This window comes from Actinomycetes bacterium (assembly GCA_024222295.1).
In the GTDB taxonomy this organism is placed as follows: Bacteria; Actinomycetota; Acidimicrobiia; order Acidimicrobiales; family Microtrichaceae; genus JAAEPF01.
The window spans coordinates 219,088-238,143 of record JAAEPF010000024.1; the positions used below are offsets into that span (position 1 = coordinate 219,088).

Annotated in this window: 17 protein-coding genes; 7 read left to right on the forward strand and 10 right to left on the reverse strand. The window is 68.6% G+C overall.

Translation table 11 applies throughout. The annotated features are described in order from the left end of the window. Window positions 1–2 precede the first annotated feature (2 nt). Together GY812_08870 and GY812_08875 are read right to left on the reverse strand one after the other, a co-directional pair. Complete coding sequence (locus tag GY812_08870; protein MCP4435589.1) at window positions 3–1,298, reverse strand: acyl-CoA/acyl-ACP dehydrogenase; 1,296 nt, start codon at window positions 1,296–1,298, stop codon at window positions 3–5. A gap of 113 nt (window positions 1,299–1,411) precedes the next feature. Continuing rightward, entirely contained in the window at window positions 1,412–2,071 is a 660-nt protein-coding gene (locus GY812_08875) for a carboxymuconolactone decarboxylase family protein (protein ID MCP4435590.1), read from the reverse strand. 63 nt (window positions 2,072–2,134) lie between these two features. Between GY812_08875 and bioB the strand changes: the two genes are divergently transcribed. From bioB to GY812_08900, 5 genes are all read left to right on the forward strand, one after another. After that, complete coding sequence (gene bioB / locus GY812_08880) at window positions 2,135–3,256, forward strand: biotin synthase BioB (GenBank protein MCP4435591.1); 1,122 nt, start codon at window positions 2,135–2,137, stop codon at window positions 3,254–3,256. Window positions 3,257–3,311: 55 nt separating this feature from the next. Then, window positions 3,312–4,328, forward strand: coding sequence for a DUF2207 domain-containing protein (locus tag GY812_08885; protein MCP4435592.1), 1,017 nt, complete (start codon window positions 3,312–3,314; stop codon window positions 4,326–4,328). Beyond that, a complete protein-coding gene (locus GY812_08890; GenBank protein ID MCP4435593.1) occupies window positions 4,329–5,045 on the forward strand; it encodes a DUF2207 domain-containing protein in 717 nt (238 codons plus the stop codon). Window positions 5,046–5,096: 51 nt separating this feature from the next. Then, window positions 5,097–5,657 (forward strand): LemA family protein, encoded by a 561-nt coding sequence (locus tag GY812_08895; protein ID MCP4435594.1) that lies wholly within the window; start codon window positions 5,097–5,099, stop codon window positions 5,655–5,657. Window positions 5,658–6,044: 387 nt separating this feature from the next. After that, window positions 6,045–6,689, forward strand: a complete 645-nt coding sequence (locus GY812_08900; protein ID MCP4435595.1) for an isochorismatase family protein — start codon at window positions 6,045–6,047, stop codon at window positions 6,687–6,689. Between the two features lies 1 nt (window position 6,690). On the opposite strand, the gene GY812_08905 is transcribed toward GY812_08900, so the two are convergent. The 5 genes from GY812_08905 to GY812_08925 are packed head-to-tail and all read right to left on the reverse strand — an operon-like array spanning window position 6,691 to window position 11,682. After that, window positions 6,691–7,920, reverse strand: a complete 1,230-nt coding sequence (locus GY812_08905) for a winged helix DNA-binding domain-containing protein (protein ID MCP4435596.1) — start codon at window positions 7,918–7,920, stop codon at window positions 6,691–6,693. Window positions 7,921–7,956: 36 nt separating this feature from the next. Further along, complete coding sequence (locus GY812_08910; protein ID MCP4435597.1) at window positions 7,957–8,322, reverse strand: MMPL family transporter; 366 nt, start codon at window positions 8,320–8,322, stop codon at window positions 7,957–7,959. A 38-nt stretch (window positions 8,323–8,360) separates the two neighbouring features. After that, a complete protein-coding gene (locus GY812_08915) occupies window positions 8,361–9,635 on the reverse strand; it encodes an NAD(P)-binding protein (GenBank protein MCP4435598.1) in 1,275 nt (424 codons plus the stop codon). After that, window positions 9,635–10,426 carry an arylmalonate decarboxylase gene (locus tag GY812_08920; protein ID MCP4435599.1) on the reverse strand — a complete coding sequence of 264 codons (792 nt, stop codon included), beginning with the start codon at window positions 10,424–10,426 and terminating at the stop codon, window positions 9,635–9,637. Before GY812_08920 ends, GY812_08915 begins: the two co-directional genes overlap by 1 nt. A gap of 32 nt (window positions 10,427–10,458) precedes the next feature. Then, window positions 10,459–11,682, reverse strand: coding sequence for a CoA transferase (locus GY812_08925; GenBank protein MCP4435600.1), 1,224 nt, complete (start codon window positions 11,680–11,682; stop codon window positions 10,459–10,461). Window positions 11,683–11,820: 138 nt separating this feature from the next. Between GY812_08925 and GY812_08930 the strand changes: the two genes are divergently transcribed. Both GY812_08930 and GY812_08935 read left to right on the forward strand, forming a co-directional pair. Then, window positions 11,821–12,756 carry a hydroxymethylglutaryl-CoA lyase gene (locus GY812_08930; protein ID MCP4435601.1) on the forward strand — a complete coding sequence of 312 codons (936 nt, stop codon included), beginning with the start codon at window positions 11,821–11,823 and terminating at the stop codon, window positions 12,754–12,756. After that, the gene (locus tag GY812_08935; protein MCP4435602.1) at window positions 12,753–14,528 is read left to right on the forward strand and encodes a carbon-nitrogen hydrolase; all 1,776 of its coding nucleotides are present in this window, start codon (window positions 12,753–12,755) and stop codon (window positions 14,526–14,528) included. The genes GY812_08930 and GY812_08935 overlap by 4 nt, the downstream gene beginning before the upstream one ends. Here GY812_08935 and GY812_08940 read toward each other — a convergent pair whose 3' ends face one another. From GY812_08940 to GY812_08950, 3 genes are all read right to left on the reverse strand, one after another. Beyond that, window positions 14,529–15,905 carry a wax ester/triacylglycerol synthase family O-acyltransferase gene (locus tag GY812_08940; protein ID MCP4435603.1) on the reverse strand — a complete coding sequence of 459 codons (1,377 nt, stop codon included), beginning with the start codon at window positions 15,903–15,905 and terminating at the stop codon, window positions 14,529–14,531. 53 nt (window positions 15,906–15,958) lie between these two features. After that, window positions 15,959–17,470, reverse strand: a complete 1,512-nt coding sequence (locus GY812_08945) for a hypothetical protein (protein ID MCP4435604.1) — start codon at window positions 17,468–17,470, stop codon at window positions 15,959–15,961. Window positions 17,471–18,205: 735 nt separating this feature from the next. After that, a complete protein-coding gene (locus tag GY812_08950) occupies window positions 18,206–19,048 on the reverse strand; it encodes a CoA ester lyase (GenBank protein MCP4435605.1) in 843 nt (280 codons plus the stop codon). Window positions 19,049–19,056: the final 8 nt, after the last annotated feature.

Consider the following 19,056-nt stretch of genomic DNA (forward strand, 5'->3'; position numbering starts at 1 on the left):
CGTCAGCCGCCCGACTTCGTCCCACCGAACTGGGTGGACTCGTGGCCCTTCACGATCGTCGAGGCGGCCTCGAGGCGGCCTCGTTCGGCGGGGAACGCCTGCACGAGGCCCATCGTGAGGTCGCGGTACATGCGGCTGACGAGGCCCGAGAATGCGGTGTTGGACGTGCCGCAGGCCTTGAGTGCGTTCTGGGCCACTGCGAAGCCTTCTTCGGCGACCACTCCCTTGGCGATGCGCCAGTTGGCCACCACCTCGGGCTTGGGGAGCTTCGGTGGCTCCGAGGTCTCGAGGTCGAGCTGGTTGAGCAGCCAGTGGCGTGCCGTGCCGAGGTGCATCGACATCGAGCCGATGAGCTGCTGCTGGAACGGCGCGGTTCCGATCGGCTCACCGGTGTCGGCGAACTTCGAGGTCGTCAGATGGTTGATCGCGTAGTCGTAGATGGCCTGCGCGGCGCCGAGGTAGCAGGCGGTGCCCGCAACCTGGCTGCCCACGAAGCTGCCCCTGCTCACCTGCATCATGTTCACGAACGCACCCGGGATTGCCAGGGCGTCGGCTTCGGGCACGAATACGTCCTCGAGCGTGATTCCGTGCGTGGCCGTGGCGCGCATGCCGATCGCATCCCAGCGCTCTCGTTCTCCGACGCCCTCTGCGCGGCGGTCGACCATGAAGACTGCGAGGTACTCGGCTGTGTCGCCACCGGGCAGCTTCGCGGCCACCAGGTAGTCGTCGGCAACGCCGGTCGCACATCCGAAGGACTTCACCCCGGTCAGCCGCCAGCCCTTGTTGCCGTCGGCGTCGGTGCCGGGCTCGGCCGAGGTGCCGATGGTGATTGCACTCGAGGCGGACTTGGCGGACTCGGATGCGAAATTGGCCATCCAGCGCCCCTCGCCCATCCGGGTGAGAAGGCGCTCTGCGAAGGCCTTGACCACCGGAGCCTCTTCATCGTCGAACAGGCCTGCGTCCAGTGCCTCGAGCGGGAGCAGCCCGCGTGACGCCGAGCTGTTGTGGAAGAAGAATGACAGCGCCGTGGAGGGGCAAGCGGTGCCCATCGCGAAGCACGCTCCGACGATGTCGCGCAGCCCGCCGCCGAGGCCGCCGAACTGCTCGGGCACGGCCAATCCGAGCAGCCCTGCTTCGGACAGCGTCTTGACGTGCTCGGTCGGGAACTCACCCTCTCGGTCTCCCTCGACCGCCTTGTCGCGAAGGGCGGGTAGCACTGCCTCGACGCGCTCGGCCCGCTGCCTTTCTGCGGGGGAGAGGTCGTCGATGAGAGCCTCGACCGTCAGCTTCTCGCTCATTTGGACATACCCCCGGTTGTATCCGGCCTGCGGCCTGCTGTTCCGTTCAGCGGAACGCGGTTCCGTAACCGTAACCAGCCCCTCCAGCGGCGTCAATCAGGTCGTTTCGCCCCTCAGGCCGGTGGATCACCCTGGGAGCCTTCGATTCCCTCGAACACGTCCAGACCGCCGAAGTTGCCGCTCGGGTCCGGCCGTTCCTGCACCGGATCGTCCACATCGTCGTACTCGGTGCGAAGGGCCTTCGACATCGTCGCGTGCATCTCGTAGGTCATGACGATGTAGGTGAGCTCCAGGATCTGCTCGTCCTGCAGATGCGAGCGCAACGCATCGAATATGCCATCCGCAACCCTGCCGCCCATGACGACGAGCGCATCGGTGTAGGCGAGCACCGCCCGCTGTTCGGCATCGAAGCAGTCCGCCACCTGCCAGTGGGGGATCGCGTCCACTTGCTCGTTGCTGAGCCCCACGTCCCGTGACGCCTTGCAGTGCTGGGAGAACACGAAGCTCGACCCTCGCGCCCAGCCCGCGCGTGTCTGGCCGAGCTCACGGAGCTTCGGGTCCAGCTTGCGTTCGGTTGACCGGTAGTACTGGAAGCCGCCGCAGCAATGGTCGAAGCAGTCCGGCGAGTTGGCGAAGACCGGCCACCAGTCGCCCGGAGTACCCGACGGAGTCCCCGGTTCGTCGATCGGGTCGCGTTCCCCGAACAGGATGCCGAACATCACCTCCCCGAACGGGTGCAGCTCGCTTCTCGGGACCATCTTCAATCTGGGCATGGCGCGCAACCTATCCGCCTGCCGCATTTCCCGCGGCGGGCTTGTCGTGGCAGCATCGATGAGATGACGGACACGGGCGCAGCGGCATCAACACTCCTCGCACGCTGCGAGGAGCGAGGGCGGGCGGGCGAACCCCTCGATCGTGACGACGCGCTGGCGGTGCTGGGCCTGTCCGATGCCGACACCATCGCGGCGGTCACCTCTGCCGGGCGGCTGCGTCGTGAGGCGTTCGGCAACCTGGTCAAGCTCAACTTCCTCGTCAACGTGAAGTCAGGTCTCTGCCCCGAGGACTGCAACTACTGCTCCCAGCGGCGGGGCAGCGAAGCAGGCATCCTCACCTACGACAACGTCGGCGCCGACGTGGTGGCTGACGCCGCCGAACGTGCCGTGCACGCCGGTGCAGCGCGCGTGTGCCTCGTGTCATCTGGTCGCGGGCCGAGCGAGCGCGACCTCGAGCACATCTCGGAGTCCGTCATGGCCGTCCACGACGCCCATCCCGACCTCGAGGTGTGTGCCTGCCTGGGCCTGCTCACCGAGGGCCAGGCGGAACGGCTCGTCGAGTCCGGCGTGTACGCCTACAACCACAACCTCAACACCTCCGAGTCGCACTACGACGACATCTGCTCGACCCACACCTTCGATGACCGAATCGACACCGTCGAGCGAGCGCGCGACGCCGGTCTGTCGCCCTGCTCGGGTGCGTTGTTCGGGATGGGCGAGACCGACGATGACATCGTCGAGGTCGCATTCGCGCTCCGGGCGCTGGAGCCGGACTCGGTGCCGATCAACTTCCTGATCCCGATCGACGGCACACCCCTGGCGGGCAAGTGGGAACTCACTCCCCAGCGTTGCCTGCGCATCCTCGCGCTCTACCGCTACATGTTCCCCGACACCGAGATCCGCATCGCGGGTGGCCGCGAGGTTCACCTGCGCAGTGTGCAGGGCCTGGGGTTGGAGCTCGCCAACTCGATCTTCGTCGGCGACTACCTCACCACCGAGGGCCAGGCCGCGAACGCGGATCTCGACCTGCTGGCCGACTGGGGATTCGAGCCGCTCGAGCTGCCGGACAGCCCTCCCGCAACCCGGGAGCAACCGACGCACTCGCCGGCATCGTCAGGCGATGACGAGGACCTGGTGCGGATCCGCCGGCGCGGCGTCGGCACATCTTCTCCGCCAAACGCCTGACCCTCGCCCGTAGGCTGGGCAGGATGCGAGCATCCCATCCCCCCAGGTGGTCGAGGTGAAGTCACGAACCCGGAGCCGGAAGTTCGGCGCGGTGTTCTTCATCGTGGTGGTGGCTGCCGCCGTCGGTGTCGTGTTGCTGGTCGATCCGCTGGGATCCGGAGGCTCGCAGGACCTCGACGTGTCCGACATCACCTCCTACGAGGTGACGATGACCCTCGGCGACGACGGTGTGCTCGAGGCCGACGAGCAGATCACGGTCAACTTCCCGGTCGCCCGTCGGGGCATCTTCCGGATCTTCGACACGGCTGACCCCCGCCGCGACATCGACCACGCCATCGAGGGTCTCACCGTCACGCGCGACGGCCAACCCGAGCCATGGGTCTGGCAGGACTCCGCGCGGGGGACCGCCACGGCGCGCATCGGTGTGGAGGACGTCTGGTTGCCGCCGGGCGAGTACACCTACGGCCTCAAGTGGCGCACCAAGGACGTGCTCGAGCCGTCGGTCATCAACGGTGAGGAAGATCCGGACACAACGCTGTGGTGGTGGGACGTGATCGGCTCCGGCTGGCCGATGCCGATCGGCGCGACAGACATCACCGTGAACCTGCCGGCCGAGCCAACCCGGACGGAATGTGTGATCGGCGAATCCACCCCGTGCGAGCCGACCGTCGATGGTCGCACGATGACCCTGCAGACCGGTGCGCTGGCTCCCTTCGAACCCGTGACCGTCCGCGTCGGCATGCCGTCGGACATCGTGCCGCCCAACCAGGCGCCCTCGGAGCTCATATGGCTGGCATTGCTGACCGGCCTGACGGGCCTCGGCCTCGGGCTGCTCGGCATCCGGGCGACCCGCGAGACCGCACCGGGGTTCCCGGTGCTCTACGAGCCACCGGCGGGCATCAGGCCCGCCGTGGGGGTGCGGGTGCTCGACGAGAAGGCGTCGGGCGAGGAGCTGCAGGCGACGCTGTTCGACCTCGGTGACCGCGGCCTGGTACGCATCTCCCCCGAGGGCGAGAAGTGGCGCATCGACATGGTCGGTGACGTGACCCAGACCGCCTGTGAGGACTGGTAGGTGAAGATGCTCTCCAAGCTGAGCCTGCGCAGCGTGGGTGACTCCTTCACGGTCTCCAAGACGGTCAAGGCCGGCAAGAAGATCGCGAAGGCCAAGGAGTCCCTCGAGGGTGGTGCAACGGTGGCTGTCGACCCGTACCTGCAGCGTTCAGGAGTCGGCTCGCTCGTGGCCGTGCTGGGCTGGCTGAGCGGAGCGGGACTCGTTGCGATGGCAGGCTTTCACTTCTTCGGCGGATTCGAGTTCCCGCTCTGGCTCATCACGGGTCTGGCAGGGTTCGCAGTTCCTGCCGCGTTCGTGGCCACCGACGTGGGTGCCTCGACCGTGCGGACCGAAGCGGGCCGCGACGTGTGGTCGCGAACCGGCGGCTTCGCTCGCTTCCTGAGCACGGACTCGTCCGACTCCCGTTTCGACGCGGCGGCCCACCTCGACTGGTTCCCGAAGTACCTGCCGTGGGCGGTTGCGCTCGGCGTCGGCGACGAATGGGCGAAGCGCTACGAAGCCCAGGGTGTCGACCCGCCCGAGGTTCCCTACCTCTATGGGTGGGGTTACGGCATGGGCTACTCCCGGGGGTTCTCGGACTTCAACAGCAGCTTCGCCGGCGCGATCACGTCCGCCAGCGCGGCCTACGCGGCATCGCAGGCCGCCAGCAGCGCGAGCAGCGGTGGAGGGTTCTCCGGTGGCTCCGGCGGTGGCGGAGGTGGCGGCGGCTCGTGGTAGCCGCCGGTACGCTTGGATCTCTTCGCCTGACCGCAGCCCCCGGAGGTCTCAATGATCATCGCCTTGGTAGTCATCGTGGTTCTCGTGGTGGCCATCGGCCTGCTGGTCGTGACCGCCCTCAACCGCCTGCGCGGCCAGTCCGTGTCGGTCGAGGAAGCCGAGGCCGGCATCGATGTGCAGCTGACACGGCGTGCCGAGTTGATCCCCAACCTCGTCGAGACCGTCAAGGGCTACATGCAGCACGAGGCGGGCACCCTCGAGGCTGTCACTGCGGCCAGGGCTGCCGCGGGATCGGCATCCTCGGTGGGGGAGAAGGCAGCCGCCGATGCGCAGATGACCCAGGCCCTCGCCAACCTGTTCGCCGTGGCCGAGGCCTACCCGGACCTCAAGGCCTCGACGAACTTCCAGCAGCTGCAGGGCGAGATCACACGCACAGAGGACCAGCTCGCATTCGCCCGCCAGTACTACAACGATGCGGCTGCGACCCTGAACCGCACGATGGTCACGATCCCGTGGTCGGTGTTCGTGGGCATGTCCGGCGTGCACAAGGCCAGCTTCTACGACGCACCCACGCCCAACGAGGCGCCCCCACAGGTCGACTTCGGCACCTGAGCAGACCCGCGCCGACAACCACGCGCCACGCCTCCGGCCGGTCGTGGCACTCCTGTCGCAACCGCGCCACCTCCGGTCCGGCCGAAACATGTTCCGACCGGACCGGATAGGGGGGCTTCCTCTCCCGAAGCGGCCCCTGGGGGTTTCCAGCCGCCGCTTCGCACCCAAACTCCCATGCCGACACCCCGCTGTCACCGGGTCGCGCTACCCGTTGACGTGGCCCCGCAGGTCGAGCTCCTCGCTCGGTGTGCCAACCCCGACTCCCAGGATGACGCGGCCAGCGCTGATCAGGTCGAGGGTGCAGAAGGACTTGATGAGCTGCATCGAGTGCTGGTGCCGATACCGGCGGTCTTGACTGACCACTCCCGAGGTGGTCGGATGCCGTGCATGTCGGCCGGTGGTGACTCTGAACTGGAATCTGACTACCAGGGTGCCGGGTTCAAGGGGCGCCTGGGCTGGGGCGAGCACCCCGCTCTGGTGGTGATCGACGTTTGCAGGGCATACATCGATCCTGGCTCCCCGCTCTACGCAGGCGTCGAGGACGCGTGTGCCTCGGCCGCCCGTCTGGTTGCTGGGGCGCGCTCAGCCGGGGTCCCGGTGATCTTCACCCGTGTCGAGTTCGAGCCCGGTGGTGCCGACGGCGGCATGTTCTTCCGCAAGGTCGGCGCACTCGAGTGCTTCGAGCGTGGCAGTCCGTTGGCGGACTGGATCGAGGATCCCCGCCCCGCACCGGGAGAGGTAGTGGTGACCAAGCAGTATGCGTCCGCCTTTTTCGGTACGAGCCTGGCGGCCACCCTTACATCGATGGGTGTGGACACCGTTGTCATCTGTGGGCTGTCGACGTCGGGTTGTGTCCGGGCCACCGGTGTCGATGCCGTGCAGTACGGGTTCCGGCCGATGGTGGTGGCCGATGCCTGTGGCGATCGTGCGCCTGGTCCCCATGAGGCCAACCTCTTCGACCTCGACGCCAAGTACGCCGACGTCGTCGATGAGGCCGAGGCGGTCGAGATGATGAAGCGCCTCGGGGCCTGAATCAGTCCACCATCGCCCGCAGCGCGTCCAGACGCGCTTGCTCGGTGGCGTCGCCATCGATCGAAGTCATCCGAGCGTGGCCGAACGACTCGCGCAGGAAGGCGGTGGTGACCTCGGCGGCGGCGCCGATGGCCTCTGTTCCTTCGGCATCAGTCGCCTCGAGTACGACGACCTCGACGGCCCTCCGCTCGGGGTCCCATGCCCAGAAACCCGCCATGTGGGATCCGATGAGGACGGTTCGCATGGCGAGGTGGTGGGCGCCGCCGAGGGTGTGTGAGCCCCGCCCCCAGACAGGCAGTCGGAGGTCGTGGTGCTTGTCGGCAAACCAGGCGGCAGGTGTGTGGGCCACGAGTGCCAGGTCCTCGAAGCCGAGCAGCCGAACCAGGTGCGGGTCGATCGGTTCGCCGCTGACCAGTTCATCGAAGTGGTCGGCGTGGCACCAGGCCGCCCCATGGCCCTCGACGTCGACTTCGACCAGCCCCGCCGCCTCGATGGCAGCGCGGGCATCGCGCTTGGAGGAGTCCATCCAGGCGGTGAAGTCCTCGAGGTGAAGCGGCCCACAGTGGCGGGCGTAGTCGGCCACGAGCTCGGCGCGGCGCTGCTCATCGGGTCGCTCGTCGGGCGCCGGTTCTGCCACCGTGCGCCACAGGTGGCGTTCGGTGTCGATGCGGTAGTCCACCGGATGGCGGCGTATCCGGTCGGTGAGTTCCAGCAGCCGCAGCGCAGGCGGAAGCGTGGAGGAGATGCCCACCGACCGGCCCTCTTCGCCGAGGCTGCGCACCGCACCCTCGCCGAGCGCCTCGCTGATCGCCTCGGTGGTCATTGGTCCGGCGAGGACCGCGAGGACGGCTTGCGCCACCTCGTCGAGTTCGCCGTCGCGGATCCCCGCTTTCGGAGCTTCGCGGGCGATCCGCCGTTCCCACTTGCTGTGGGCCTCCGCGAGGGCGACCGCTCGCTTCTCGCCCGGCACGACGTAGATGCAGTTGCGAACTGCCGGGGTGACCGCGAGGCCCCCGTCGGCCATGGCCTGCGAGATGTCGGCCAGCGTCAGGTCCGCACGTCGAGCCAGCAAGGCCAGTGCTGGGTCGACGCCACCGAGCGTTCGCAGCCACCCGGTCTCGTCGAGCAGGTGGTCCAGGGTGCCGCCGACCGGCTCGGCGAAGCCGGCGCGCCTCACCCACTGGGCGCGGACGGCTTCGAGCGAGAGCGAGGGCACCGGTGCTTCGGCCATGCGCACAGTCTGGCGCGGTAGCGCGGTGGCCCTGCGCTAGTGCTTGAAGCTGACCTCGGGCATTCGCTGATCCAACCACTTCGGCAGCCACCGGTTGCGTTCGCCGAGCAGACCCATCAGTGAAGGCACCAGCATCATCCTCACGACCGTGGCATCGAGGGCGACCGCCACGGCCATGGTGATGCCGAGCTCGGTGGGTGGGATCGGCCCGGTGATCCCGAACGCCACGAAGACCACGATCATGATCAGCGCAGCGTTCGTGACCGGTCGGCCGGTGCGGGCGATGCCTTCGCGGATCGCGACCTGGGTGTCGCACGTCGACCCGTAGCGCTCGCGGATCGCGGCCAGCAGGAACACCTGGTAGTCCATCGAGAGCCAGAACAGCAGGGCGAAGAAGAACAACGACGCCCACGCGCGGGGTACCTGGGAATGGACTCCGCCTAGAGGTTGGCCCTGATCGCGTCGATCATGGCGGAGCGCTGGACCTTGGCCCTGTGCAGGTCGGGGTCAGCAGCTGTGGCCCGCAGTTCCTCTTGCAGCGCAGCCCGCCTGTCGGGGTCGGGCTCGCGAAGGGCCAGCCAGTTGGCATGGCTGTCCGCCTGGACGTAGTCAGTGGCCACGCGCCGGCGGTTCTCGTCGTACTCGTCGAGCACCGAGTCGTCGGACTTGGCGTTCCACACATCGGCCAACCGGCGGGCCGCCGAGATGCCGTCCTGGATGCCGGAGTTCATGCCCATGCCGCCAAGTGGCGAGTTCTGGTGACCGGCATCGCCGGCGAGCAGCACCCGGCCGATCCGCATGCGTTCGGCCACACGGCGGTTCACGATGTAGGGCGCCCACTGGATGATTCCCCAGGGGCGGCCGAGGTCGACCACGCCATTGAGTCGCCGCTGCACGTCGTCCTCGGTGAAGTCACCCTCGTCGCGGTCATCTTCAGGGGCGATCGGGAACAGCACTCGCCAGTGGTCGGGTGTACGCAGCAGGACCAGCCACTCCTCGGGGTCGGCAACGTAGTTGACGTACGCGAGGTCGGCCAGGTGGTCGGTCAGCTCCTCGGTCACCGATGCCACGAGGAACCTCTCGGGGTAGGTCTCGCCCACGAGTTCGATGCCGAGCGACTCCCGCGTGGCCGAGTGGGCGCCGTCACATGCCACCACCCACGGAGCGGTGACGGTGTTGGTTGCCCGGGGATCGAACACAAACCGCGGATCCATGTCGGCGGGATCCGTGGTGAACCCCAGCGTGACGGAATCATCGGTCGAATCGGTGACACCGAGGTTGCGCCAGCCGAAGCGCACCTCGACGTCGATCTCGCCGATGGATGCCTCTTGCTCGATCACGGCCAGCACCATCTCGGCCAGCTTGTTCTGTTCCAGCTGGATGCGGAACGGGAACTCGGTCTCGCCCGCCAGGTGGCCGAGGTCGAATTCGGCTATCGGCCCGGCGTTGCGGTCACGGAACTGGGTCTTCGGAGCCTCGAGCCCCCGGGCGATGACCTCGTCCGCGAGCCCCAGCTCCTCGAGCAGCTCGAGTGTCGGCGGGTGGAAGGTGGATGCCCGCGATTCCGCGGCCAGGCCATTGCCCAGCTCGAACACCGTGACCGGCACTCCCGAGCGTCCCAACGACAATGCTGTGCACATGCCGACGGGACCTGCGCCGACCACCACCACCCGGTCGAGTGTCTCCGCCTCTGCGCTGGATGTGTCGGTGGCCATCAGGCCTCCTCGAGGATGCGGCCGAAGCCGTTGATCTGGTCGTCGATCCCGCAAGCCCGCAGTGCGTGCCAGAGTGTGGCCACGTTGATGGCGATCACCGGCTTGCCGAGCTTGCGCTCCAGCTCAGCGGCCTGGTTCACGAAGCTCAGGTTGGTGCCGACCTGCACTATCGCGTCGACGGAGTCGTCGTCGAGGTCGGCTACGACATCGGCGTTGACGCCCTCACCCACCTCGGCGATCGCGGTCGCGGACGGACACCGCAGCCCTGTGATGGCAGCGACGTCGAAGCCGGCCTCGCGGAAGTAGGTGCCCACTTGCTCATCGGCGATCGGTTGGTACGGCGAGAACACGGCGATCCGCTCGGAGCCGAAGAACTCGAGCGCTGCCCGGCACGACGAGGCGCCTGTGGACACGTCGAGTCCGCTGCTGTCCTTGATGCGTTCGATGAACGCCTGGTTGCCCTTCACGCCGCCCCAGAACGTCTCGGCGGACATGCCCATGAGCATGTACGTGGGGAAGCACGTCATCACGTCGCGCACGGCGGTCGTGATCGACTCGCGGATCTGACCGATCAAGCCCTCGAAGTCGGCATTCGACCTGATCACCGGGCTGCCGATGTACATGCGGCCGGTGTGGAAGCTCACGTCGCGCGGGCGGATCATCCAGAGGTCGGCCTCCACCGTGGTGTTGGTCGACGGGGCGATCACACCGAAACGGGCCCGGGGGCCGATCACGTTGTCGTAGCCGGCCGGCCGGTCGGGCTCGGCGGCTTTCAGCTCCTGGACTGTCATGTCTGATCCCCCTTGGGTGGGTGGTGCGAAGCTCAGACGACTCCGGCGTCGCGCAGCTTCGTGATCTCCTGGTCGGACTTGCCGAGCACGCCCGTGAGCACCTCGTCGCTGTGCTCGCCCAGCTCCGGGCCGACCCAGCGCACCTCGCCGGGCGTGTCGGAGAGCTTCGGCACCACGTTCTGCATCGGGAACTCACCGAGGGTCGGGTGCGCCAGGCGGACGATCGCCTTGCGTGCCTCGAAGTGGGCGTCTTCGAGCATGTCGGGTGCGGTGTAGATCTTGCCGTTGGGCACCGAGAACTCGTTGAGGCGCGCCTCGAGTTCGGCTGCATCCAGCGTGGCCGACCATTCGCCGATCAGGGCGTCGAGTTCGGCCTGGTTCTCGCCGCGGGCGGAGTGGGTGCAGTAGCGGGCGTCATCGCCGAGTTCGGGGCGGCCCATCGCCTCGGCGAGGCGCTTCCAGACCGTATCCTGATTGCCGGAGATCAGGTGTTCCTTGCCGTCCTTGGTGGGATAGGCGTTGGCGGGGGCGACGTTCGGCAGGATGGACCCGGTGCGGGGCCGCACGTATCCGGTGATCTCGTATTCGGGGATGAGGCTCTCCATCACGCCGAGTACCGCCTCGTAGAGCGCCGAGTCGACAACCTGGCCCTTGCCGGTGTTCTCCCGGGCGTGCAGCGCCACAAGGGCGCCGACGCAGGCGAATGTCGCGGCGAGCGTGTCGCCGATCGAGATGCCGGCTCGCGAGGGCGGTCGGTCGGGCTCGCCGATGACTGCACGGAGGCCACCCATCGCTTCGCCGATCGCGCCGTAGCCCGGTCGGGCCGCATAAGGGCCGTCCTGTCCGTAGCCGCTGACCCGCACGATGATGAGGCGCGGGTTGATGGCCTGGAGTTCCTCGGGGGAGAGGTTCCACTTCTCGAGGGTGCCCGGGCGGAAGTTCTCCACGAGGATGTCGGCCTTCCTGGCGAGTTCGCGCACGACTTCCTGGCCGGCTGCCTCGCGGAGGTTGAGCGTGAGGGACTTCTTGCCGCGGGCGACCACCGGCCACCAGAGCGACTTGCCGCCGGACTTCTCGCGGCCCCATTCGCGCATGGGGTCGCCGACCTCGGGGGGCTCTATCTTGATGACCTCGGCGCCGAAGTCGGCGAGCAACTGCCCACAGAACGGACCGGCCAGCAGCTGGCCCATCTCGATGACCCTCAGGTCGGACAGTGGTGCCTGCCCTGCTTCGGAGGATTCTGTTGAGTCGGCCATGTGAACCACCTCTCGGCCCGGTATCGGTGCGTTCCCGCGTGCTGTTCCGCTCAGTGGAACGCTGTTACCATTCACCGTACCCGTTGGGCCGCCGGGCTGGAAAGCCGTGGTAGCACAGGGGAGCCGAGCGAGGAGGACATGTTGGGCGCCGATTCCGAAGCCGATTCGAACAGGGTCACCATCGTCGAGGTCTCGCCCCGCGACGGCCTGCAGTCCGACCCCACACTGCTCCCCACCGCGGCAAAGGTCGAACTGATCGAGCGTGCGCTGCGCGCCGGCATCCGCAGGATCGAGGCGGTCAGCTTCGTGAATCCCAAGCGTGTACCCCAGATGGCCGACGCCGACGATGTGATGGCGGCGGTTCCGCGCGACTTGGATGCCAGCTACATCGGCCTGGTCCTCAACCGCCGTGGGTTCGACCGTGCGGTCGAGACGAAGGTGGACGAGATCAACGTGGTGGTGGTGGCCACCGACACGTTCGCGAACAAGAACCAGGGCACCGACACGGCCGGTCTGGTGGATGTGTGGGCGGACATCGCGCAGTCCGCGCACGAGGCCGGGCTGCGAACCTCGGTGACGGTCGCTGCGAGCTTCGGCTGCCCCTATGAGGGCGAGGTGCCCGTCGCCCGCCTTGCCGAGGTCGTCTCCTCGATCGCCGAACACCGCCCCGACGAGATCGCGCTGGCGGACTCGATAGGCGTCGCCGTGCCGACCGACGTGAGCGAGCGCATCGAGGCCGTGACTCCGCTGCTCGGCGACGCCACACTGCGCTGTCACTTCCACAACACCCGAAACACCGGACTCGCCAACGCCGCGGCCGCGGTCGAGTCCGGCGTGAGGGTGCTCGACTCGTCGATGGCCGGTATCGGTGGTTGCCCCTTCGCACCCAACGCCACTGGCAACATCCCCACCGAGGATCTCGTCTACCTGCTGGAGCGGATGGGCTACGACACCCGCGTGGACCTCGATGCCCTGATCGCGTCCGTGCCGTGGATGGAGGAGTCACTCGAGCACGGCACCCCGGGTCTGCTGGCAAAGGCGGGCAACTTCCCGACGTCGGCCGGCCAGTCGTGAGCACTCAGCGGCGCACCGTTCGCGTGGCCGCCGCGCAGTGCGAGATCGGCCCGGACGTCGGGGCCAACATCGAAACGCTCGTGCGGATGGTCGGCGCCGCAGCCGAGCGCGAGGCAGACCTGGTCGTGCTGCCCGAGTTCGGCAACCACCTCTCTGTCTACGAGTCGGCCGACCACGCATGGCAGGTCGCGATCGACGTTGCTGATCCCGACGATGCGTTCGTGACCGCCCTGGCCGCCGCGGCGGCCGCCGGCGACATGTGGGTGGTGGCCAACGCAACGGTGCGCAGGTCGCCTGCCGAGGGCGGCACACCGCCACGGATGACCATCACCCAGATGCTTTTCTCGCCGACCGACGGGCTTGTGGCCCAGGCCGACAAGCACGTGCTCATGGGCGCCGAGCGCACCTACCTCTCCGGTGGCGACTCGGTGTCGCCGGTGATCGACACGCCGCTCGGCCGAATCGGCATGTACTGCTGCATGGACGGAGTGGTCAACGAGACCGCCCGCGCCCTCGCAGTGGACGGTGCGGAGATCCTCTGCAACAGCCTCAACTCGTTCGCCCTCGACGAAGCATCGCTGCACGTGCCGGTTCGTGCCGCCGAGAACGGCGTGTGGATCGTCGCGTGCTGCAAGGTCGGCCCGTTGCTTCCCGAGCACCGCCTCGCCGAGTTCTCCGGTGCGCTCGACGTGCCACCCGAGACATTCACGGGCGCGGGAGAGAGCCAGGTCGTTGCTCCCGACGGAACGGTGCTGGTGATGGCGCCCGCCGATGGTGAGGCGATCATCACCGCCGACATCGAGGTGGCCTCGGCCGGTGAACGCAGGCGCCCCGACGGAACCAACCTGCTCGGTCTTCGTCGCCCGGACCTGTACGGGCCCGTCGCACAGCCGGTGGAGCCGCTTCCTGCGACCGGTGCCGACACGGTGGAGGTGGCCGCGCTGCAGGACCACTGCGGCGACATCGAAGCCCTCGCCGATGCAGTGAAGCGGCTCGCGTCAGATGGGGCCGAATTGATCGTGCTGCCCGAACTGGCCTCCGAGGCCGCGGGCATCGTCGGTGACCCGGCCGCAGCCGCACTGGCCGGCCGCGCATTGGTGGAGTCGATCACCGCCGCACTGAGTGGCACCGGATCGCACGTGGTGACCTCGGTCGTGGAAGGTGACCACCGTGACGGAGCTGCCGGCCCCGGTACCGGTGAGCCTGCGTACGCCCATGTCGGATTGGTGCTGAGCGCGGACGGTGTGGAGGTCCACCAGCCGGCCCTTCATGTGCCGGAGCGACACCGCTCCTGGCAGGAGGTGCTCGGTGGCCGGGTCAAGGTCCTGGCCGCTGCGTTCGGCCGCCTGTCGGTGCTGGTCGGCGACGATGCCCTCGTGCCCGAAGCCGGGCGACTCGCCGTGCTGGGCGGTTCAGAGCTGCTGGCGGTGCCGTTCAGCGCCGCCGAGGCAACTGACCTGAAGCTGGTGCTACCCGAGCGATCCGCCGAGAACAGGGTGTGCCTCGTGGCTGCCAGCAGGCATGGCGCTCATGGAGGAGCCGGTGCGTTCGACCCGCCGGAGAACGCGGTGTGGTCGCGTCCGGACCGTCCGGCACCGTTTGACCGCACGATCAACGAGCCGGTGCGACACCTGGCAGGTGCGCAAGACACCGATCTCCGAGCCACCCTTCACCCCGCCCGGGCTGCCGAGAAACTGATCACGACCGATACAGATCTCGTGTTCGGGCGGCGCCCGGAGTTGCGCGGTCCTCTGGTCAAGGACGCGCGCTGATCAGGTCAGTTCGTGCAGCCGGTCGATGCCGCGCACGATCCCGTCGGCCAGCACGTCGAGCTTCGGGGTGGAGTCGTAGTCGCCGGTGAGTCCGAAGCAGACACGCCCGTTGTAGGAGAGGATCGCCGTGCCCACCCTCGCGCCGTGCATGATCGGCACGAACGGCATGTATTCGAGCATCTCGCGGCCGAGGCAGTAGAGCGGAAACTGCGGTCCGGGCACATTGGTGGTCACGGTGGTCACCGAGCGCTGCGTGAGCCGGTGCTGGCTCAGCGTGCCCAGTCGGGTGAGCGAGGCGATCACCGCCGGCGGGGCGAGGTCGCCGGCTTCCTGGAACGCGGCGCCGAACTCGGCCATGTGGGAGCCCTTGAGGTCACCCATCCGGCGCCGCACCTCGGCGAACAGCTCGAGTGGCTCGTCGTCGTCGACAGGCAGTTCGAGCAGCAACGCCGACACGCGGTTGTCGAGTACGCCCTCGCCTGCCTCGTCACGCACCGACACCGGCACCAGTGACCGCACGACCACATCGCGGGGATCGTCGCCATGCGCGACGAGCAGGTCACGGTAGCCGAGAGTGATCGCGGTGAGGACCACGTCGTTGACGGTGCCGCCGAGGGTGTGGCCGACGTCCTTGATCCTCTCCAGCGGTACCGTGCTGTGGGTCCACCGGCGGTGGGGTCCGATCGGTCCTTCCAGGGATGACTCCGGGGTGCTGCTGAGGTGCTCGCCCATGTGCAGCAGCCCCGCTCCCAGCTCTCCGACGCGCCGCAGTCCGGCGAACGGGTCGCGGGCCGCTCCGACGATGGACTCGATCCAGCCGACAGCCGTCTGTGCCGCGCCTGCCCAGGCATCGAGCACCAATGCCGGAGCCGCAGGCTCTGGTTGGGGAGTCCATGGTTCCGGTTCGCCGGGCCTGGCGTCGGCCTCGAGGTCCAGCAGCGCCTCGAGGAGTGCAACGCCGGCGACGCCATCGACCATGCAGTGGTGGAGCTTGAATATCAGTGCCCAGCGGTCATCTGACAGGCCTTCGACCAGCCATGCCTCCCACAGCGGGCGGCTCCTGTCGAGCGGTTGGGACATGAGTCGACCCATGAGCCGGTTGAGCTGCTCCTCGTCCCCGGGCGGAGGCAGGGCGGTGTGGCGAAGGTGGTACCGCAGGCTGAAGTGTGGGTCGTCAACCCAGACGGGGCGCCCGAGCTCGAAGGGCACGTTGCGCACACGCTGGCGGTAGCGGGGGATCTCGTGGAGCTTCGAGGCAACCATCGCCTCGAGTTCGTCGTACGCCGGCGGCGGGTCCGAGAAGGTGCAGATCCCGGCGATGTGCATATGCGACACGGAGTCCTCCAGGTGGAGGAACTCGGCGTCCATGGTGCTCATGCGATCCACTTGGCCTCCGGGCGGGGGTGTGGGGGTGTGGATTGTACCGGGGATCAAAGAGCTGATGCGACGGATCCGCCTGCCGAGGGCAGCGGGAACGCGATCAGGAAGCCGTCGGTGCCACCGGCCGGCGGGTCCTCGCCCATCTGGCCACTGGTCGTGCCCGACAGCACCACGAGGCCGTCCTCGGTGACCGCGAGCCCGGTGACCCGGTCGTCCTCGGGACTGCCGAACTGCGTGATCCAGCGCAGCCGGCCGGTGTCGCGGTCGACCGCCGCCAGGAATCCGTCGATTCCCCCGGCGGCCGGGGTGCCGTTGGTCGCCAGGCTCGCAGAGGTGGTGCCGCCCACCAGGACCGTCGAGCCGTCCAGCGATACCGCCGTTGCGGTGTCGTCGGTCGCGGTGCCCAGCTGCGTGGTCCACACGGGGTCGCCCGTGGCGTCGAATGCCGCCACGAGCGCATCGTCGCCGCCGGCGTTGGAGGGGGCGGGTTCGCCGCCATCGGCGCGGGGCGCGTCGAGCTGGTCGGTCAGCTCGCCGCCGAGGGCGGGGGCCACCTTGCCTGTGGTGCTGCCCACGACCACGAAGGTCTCGGTCCCGCGTGCCGGCTCACCGCCGACGGCCACGTCAGCAGCGGTGTCGTCGCCGGCCGAGCCGAACTGCCTGGACCAGCGGGGGAGGCCGTCGGGGTCATAGCGCGAGACGAACCCGTCGACCCCGCCGGCGGAGGGACCGTCGAGGTCGCCGAGCGTGGAGCCGGTCACGATTCCGTCACCGTCGGGCGTGGCGGCCACGCCCGTGGCCTCGTCGGCCGCGGCGGTTCCGAACTGGCGGATCCAGACGGGGATTCCGCTCGCGTCGACCTTCCAGATGAGGGCGTCGCCGGCGCCGAGGAACCCCGAGGAGCTGTCGGAGGCCCCGGGGAAGAGCCCGGCAGTGGCGCCGGCCGCATAGCCGTCGTCGCCCTCGGGTGTCATGGCTGCTGCGTGCAGAACGTCGGCTTCGGTGCCGCCCTGCTGGTGGACCGGTCCGAGGGCACCGTCGCCGAGCACGGGTGCACACCACGCGTCGGTCGGTCCGGTCGGCGGACCGGACAGCGATCCCGAGGTGGAGCCGCAACTGATCGTGCCGGATGCGCCGGAGCCAACCGCGGCAGCGCGGTCGTCGCCGCTGCTGCCCAGCAGGCTGGAGGACCTCACCTCTGCATCGGTGCCGACCGTCACCGCCAGGGCGTCCGTTCCTCCCGAGGGGGTGCCGCCCAGGTCGCCTTCTGACCAGCCGACCGCAACCAGCTCGTCGTCGCGCGCTGCCACCGACTCGAGCCCGTCGTTGTCTGCGCTGCCGACCTGCACCACCCATTCGACCTCGGGAGGTTCCTCGGGGCCTGCCTCACCCGGGGCCAGCGTTTCGGGCGGCGCGCTGGCCGCGGGTGGCCGGGTGCTCGGCGCGGTGGTCGTCTCGTCATCTGTGCCGTCCGCTGCATCGTCGCCCGGCGTGCATGCGGATGCCAGCAGGCCAAGCGCAGCGATTGCTGCGGCTAGTAGCGCGGCCGGTTTGTGGGTCACGCAGTCGAGGATAGGGACTGGTTGACCGGGCGCAGGTCGGGCCTGCGAGGCTGCTCAGCCGACGTAGTTGAGCTGGCGTGCTGCGTACCAGGCGTTGAACCCGATGCCGTCGGCAATCGACAGGTAGCAGTCGCCCTTGCCGCACACTTCGTGTATCTCGATCTCGATAGTGGCGTTGCCGCTGGCGTCGGTGGTCGCGACGGCGGGGATGTAGCTCGGCAGGTGGTCCTCATCGGGCACGCCGCTCGGGGGCCACACACCCACGAAGCCGCTACCGAGTGACACGTTGGGTGCAAAGCCGCTGACGGTGGCGGTGACCATGTCGCCTGCCTTCACGTCATAGGTGTCGAGCGTGAACATCTGGGGGCCGGGTGTACCGTCGGGCGGTGACCAGCTCAGCGACTCGGGCTCCGCCGCCGGCGCCGCGGTGGTGGGCGCGGCGGTGGTGGGTGCGGCGGTGGTGGGTGCGGCGGTGGTGGGCGCGGCGGTGGTGGGTGCCGCGGTGGAGCTGGTGGTCTCCTCGGGGGCGGCCTCGCGTTCCGCGGACTTGGCTGTGACCTCCGTGGCGCTGGCGCAGCCGGAGAGCATTGCCGCTGCGGCCAAGCCGGCTGCGAGCATCGTGCGTGCGTTGATCATGGCTGGTCCCCTTGTCGCCGATTCCATCTTCCCATGCTCGCATGAGCATAGGGCTTCGGACCAACCATGGAAACGGTGTTCCGCTGAGAGACCTACCAACTACGGCGTTCGGCGTCCTCTTGCCAGCACGCGCCGCGCGGAGCGCACGACGGCTTCGTCGACCATGCGTCCCTCGTCATCCACGCAGGCGCCGTCGCCGCGTGCGACCGATTCCTCGAACAACTCCACGAGCCGCGAGGCCCGCTGCACTTCTGCGTCGCTCGGCGTGAAGACCTCGTTGATCACCTCCAGCTGCGCGGGGTGGATGGCCGAGCGGGCGACGAAGCCGGCGCGTCGCAGGGCCTCGGTGTCCTCGCGCAGGTCGTCGAGGTCGCGGAAGTCGGTGCTGACCGGCCCGGTGGGCGGGTCGATTCCGGCGGCTGCGGACGCCACCACGAGCTGGGAGCGAAGCGGCCACATCTCTCGGCGGTCATCCGATGGCTCGATGCCGAGCTCGGCAGTCAGGTCGGCCTCGCCGATCGCGAGGTTGCGCACCCCGGACGTTGCGGCGAGGGCGGCTGCATCGAGCAGGCCGCGGGCGGACTCGATGAGCGCGACCACCTGGGTGTCCGACGGGCCCAGCTCGGCGAGGAGTCGCCCCAATGAGGCGCTGTCTGCCTTGGGCAGGTAGACGGTGCCCACGCCCGCTCCGATCACGGCCGCCAGGTCCTCACCCAGCTGGTCATCGTTGTTGATGCGCACCAGCACCTCGGGCCCATCCGCGCGGTCGGAGCGGAGTACCTCAGCGATAGCGCTGCGGGCCTCGGCCTTCCCTGCGGGTGCCACTGCGTCCTCGAGATCGGCGATCACGGCGTCGGCGGCGCTGGCGAGAGCCTTTTCGAGGCGGTCCGGTCGGTCGCCCGGGACGTAGAGGTAGCTGCGGTGCAATGTCGTCGCGGCCATGTCCGGTG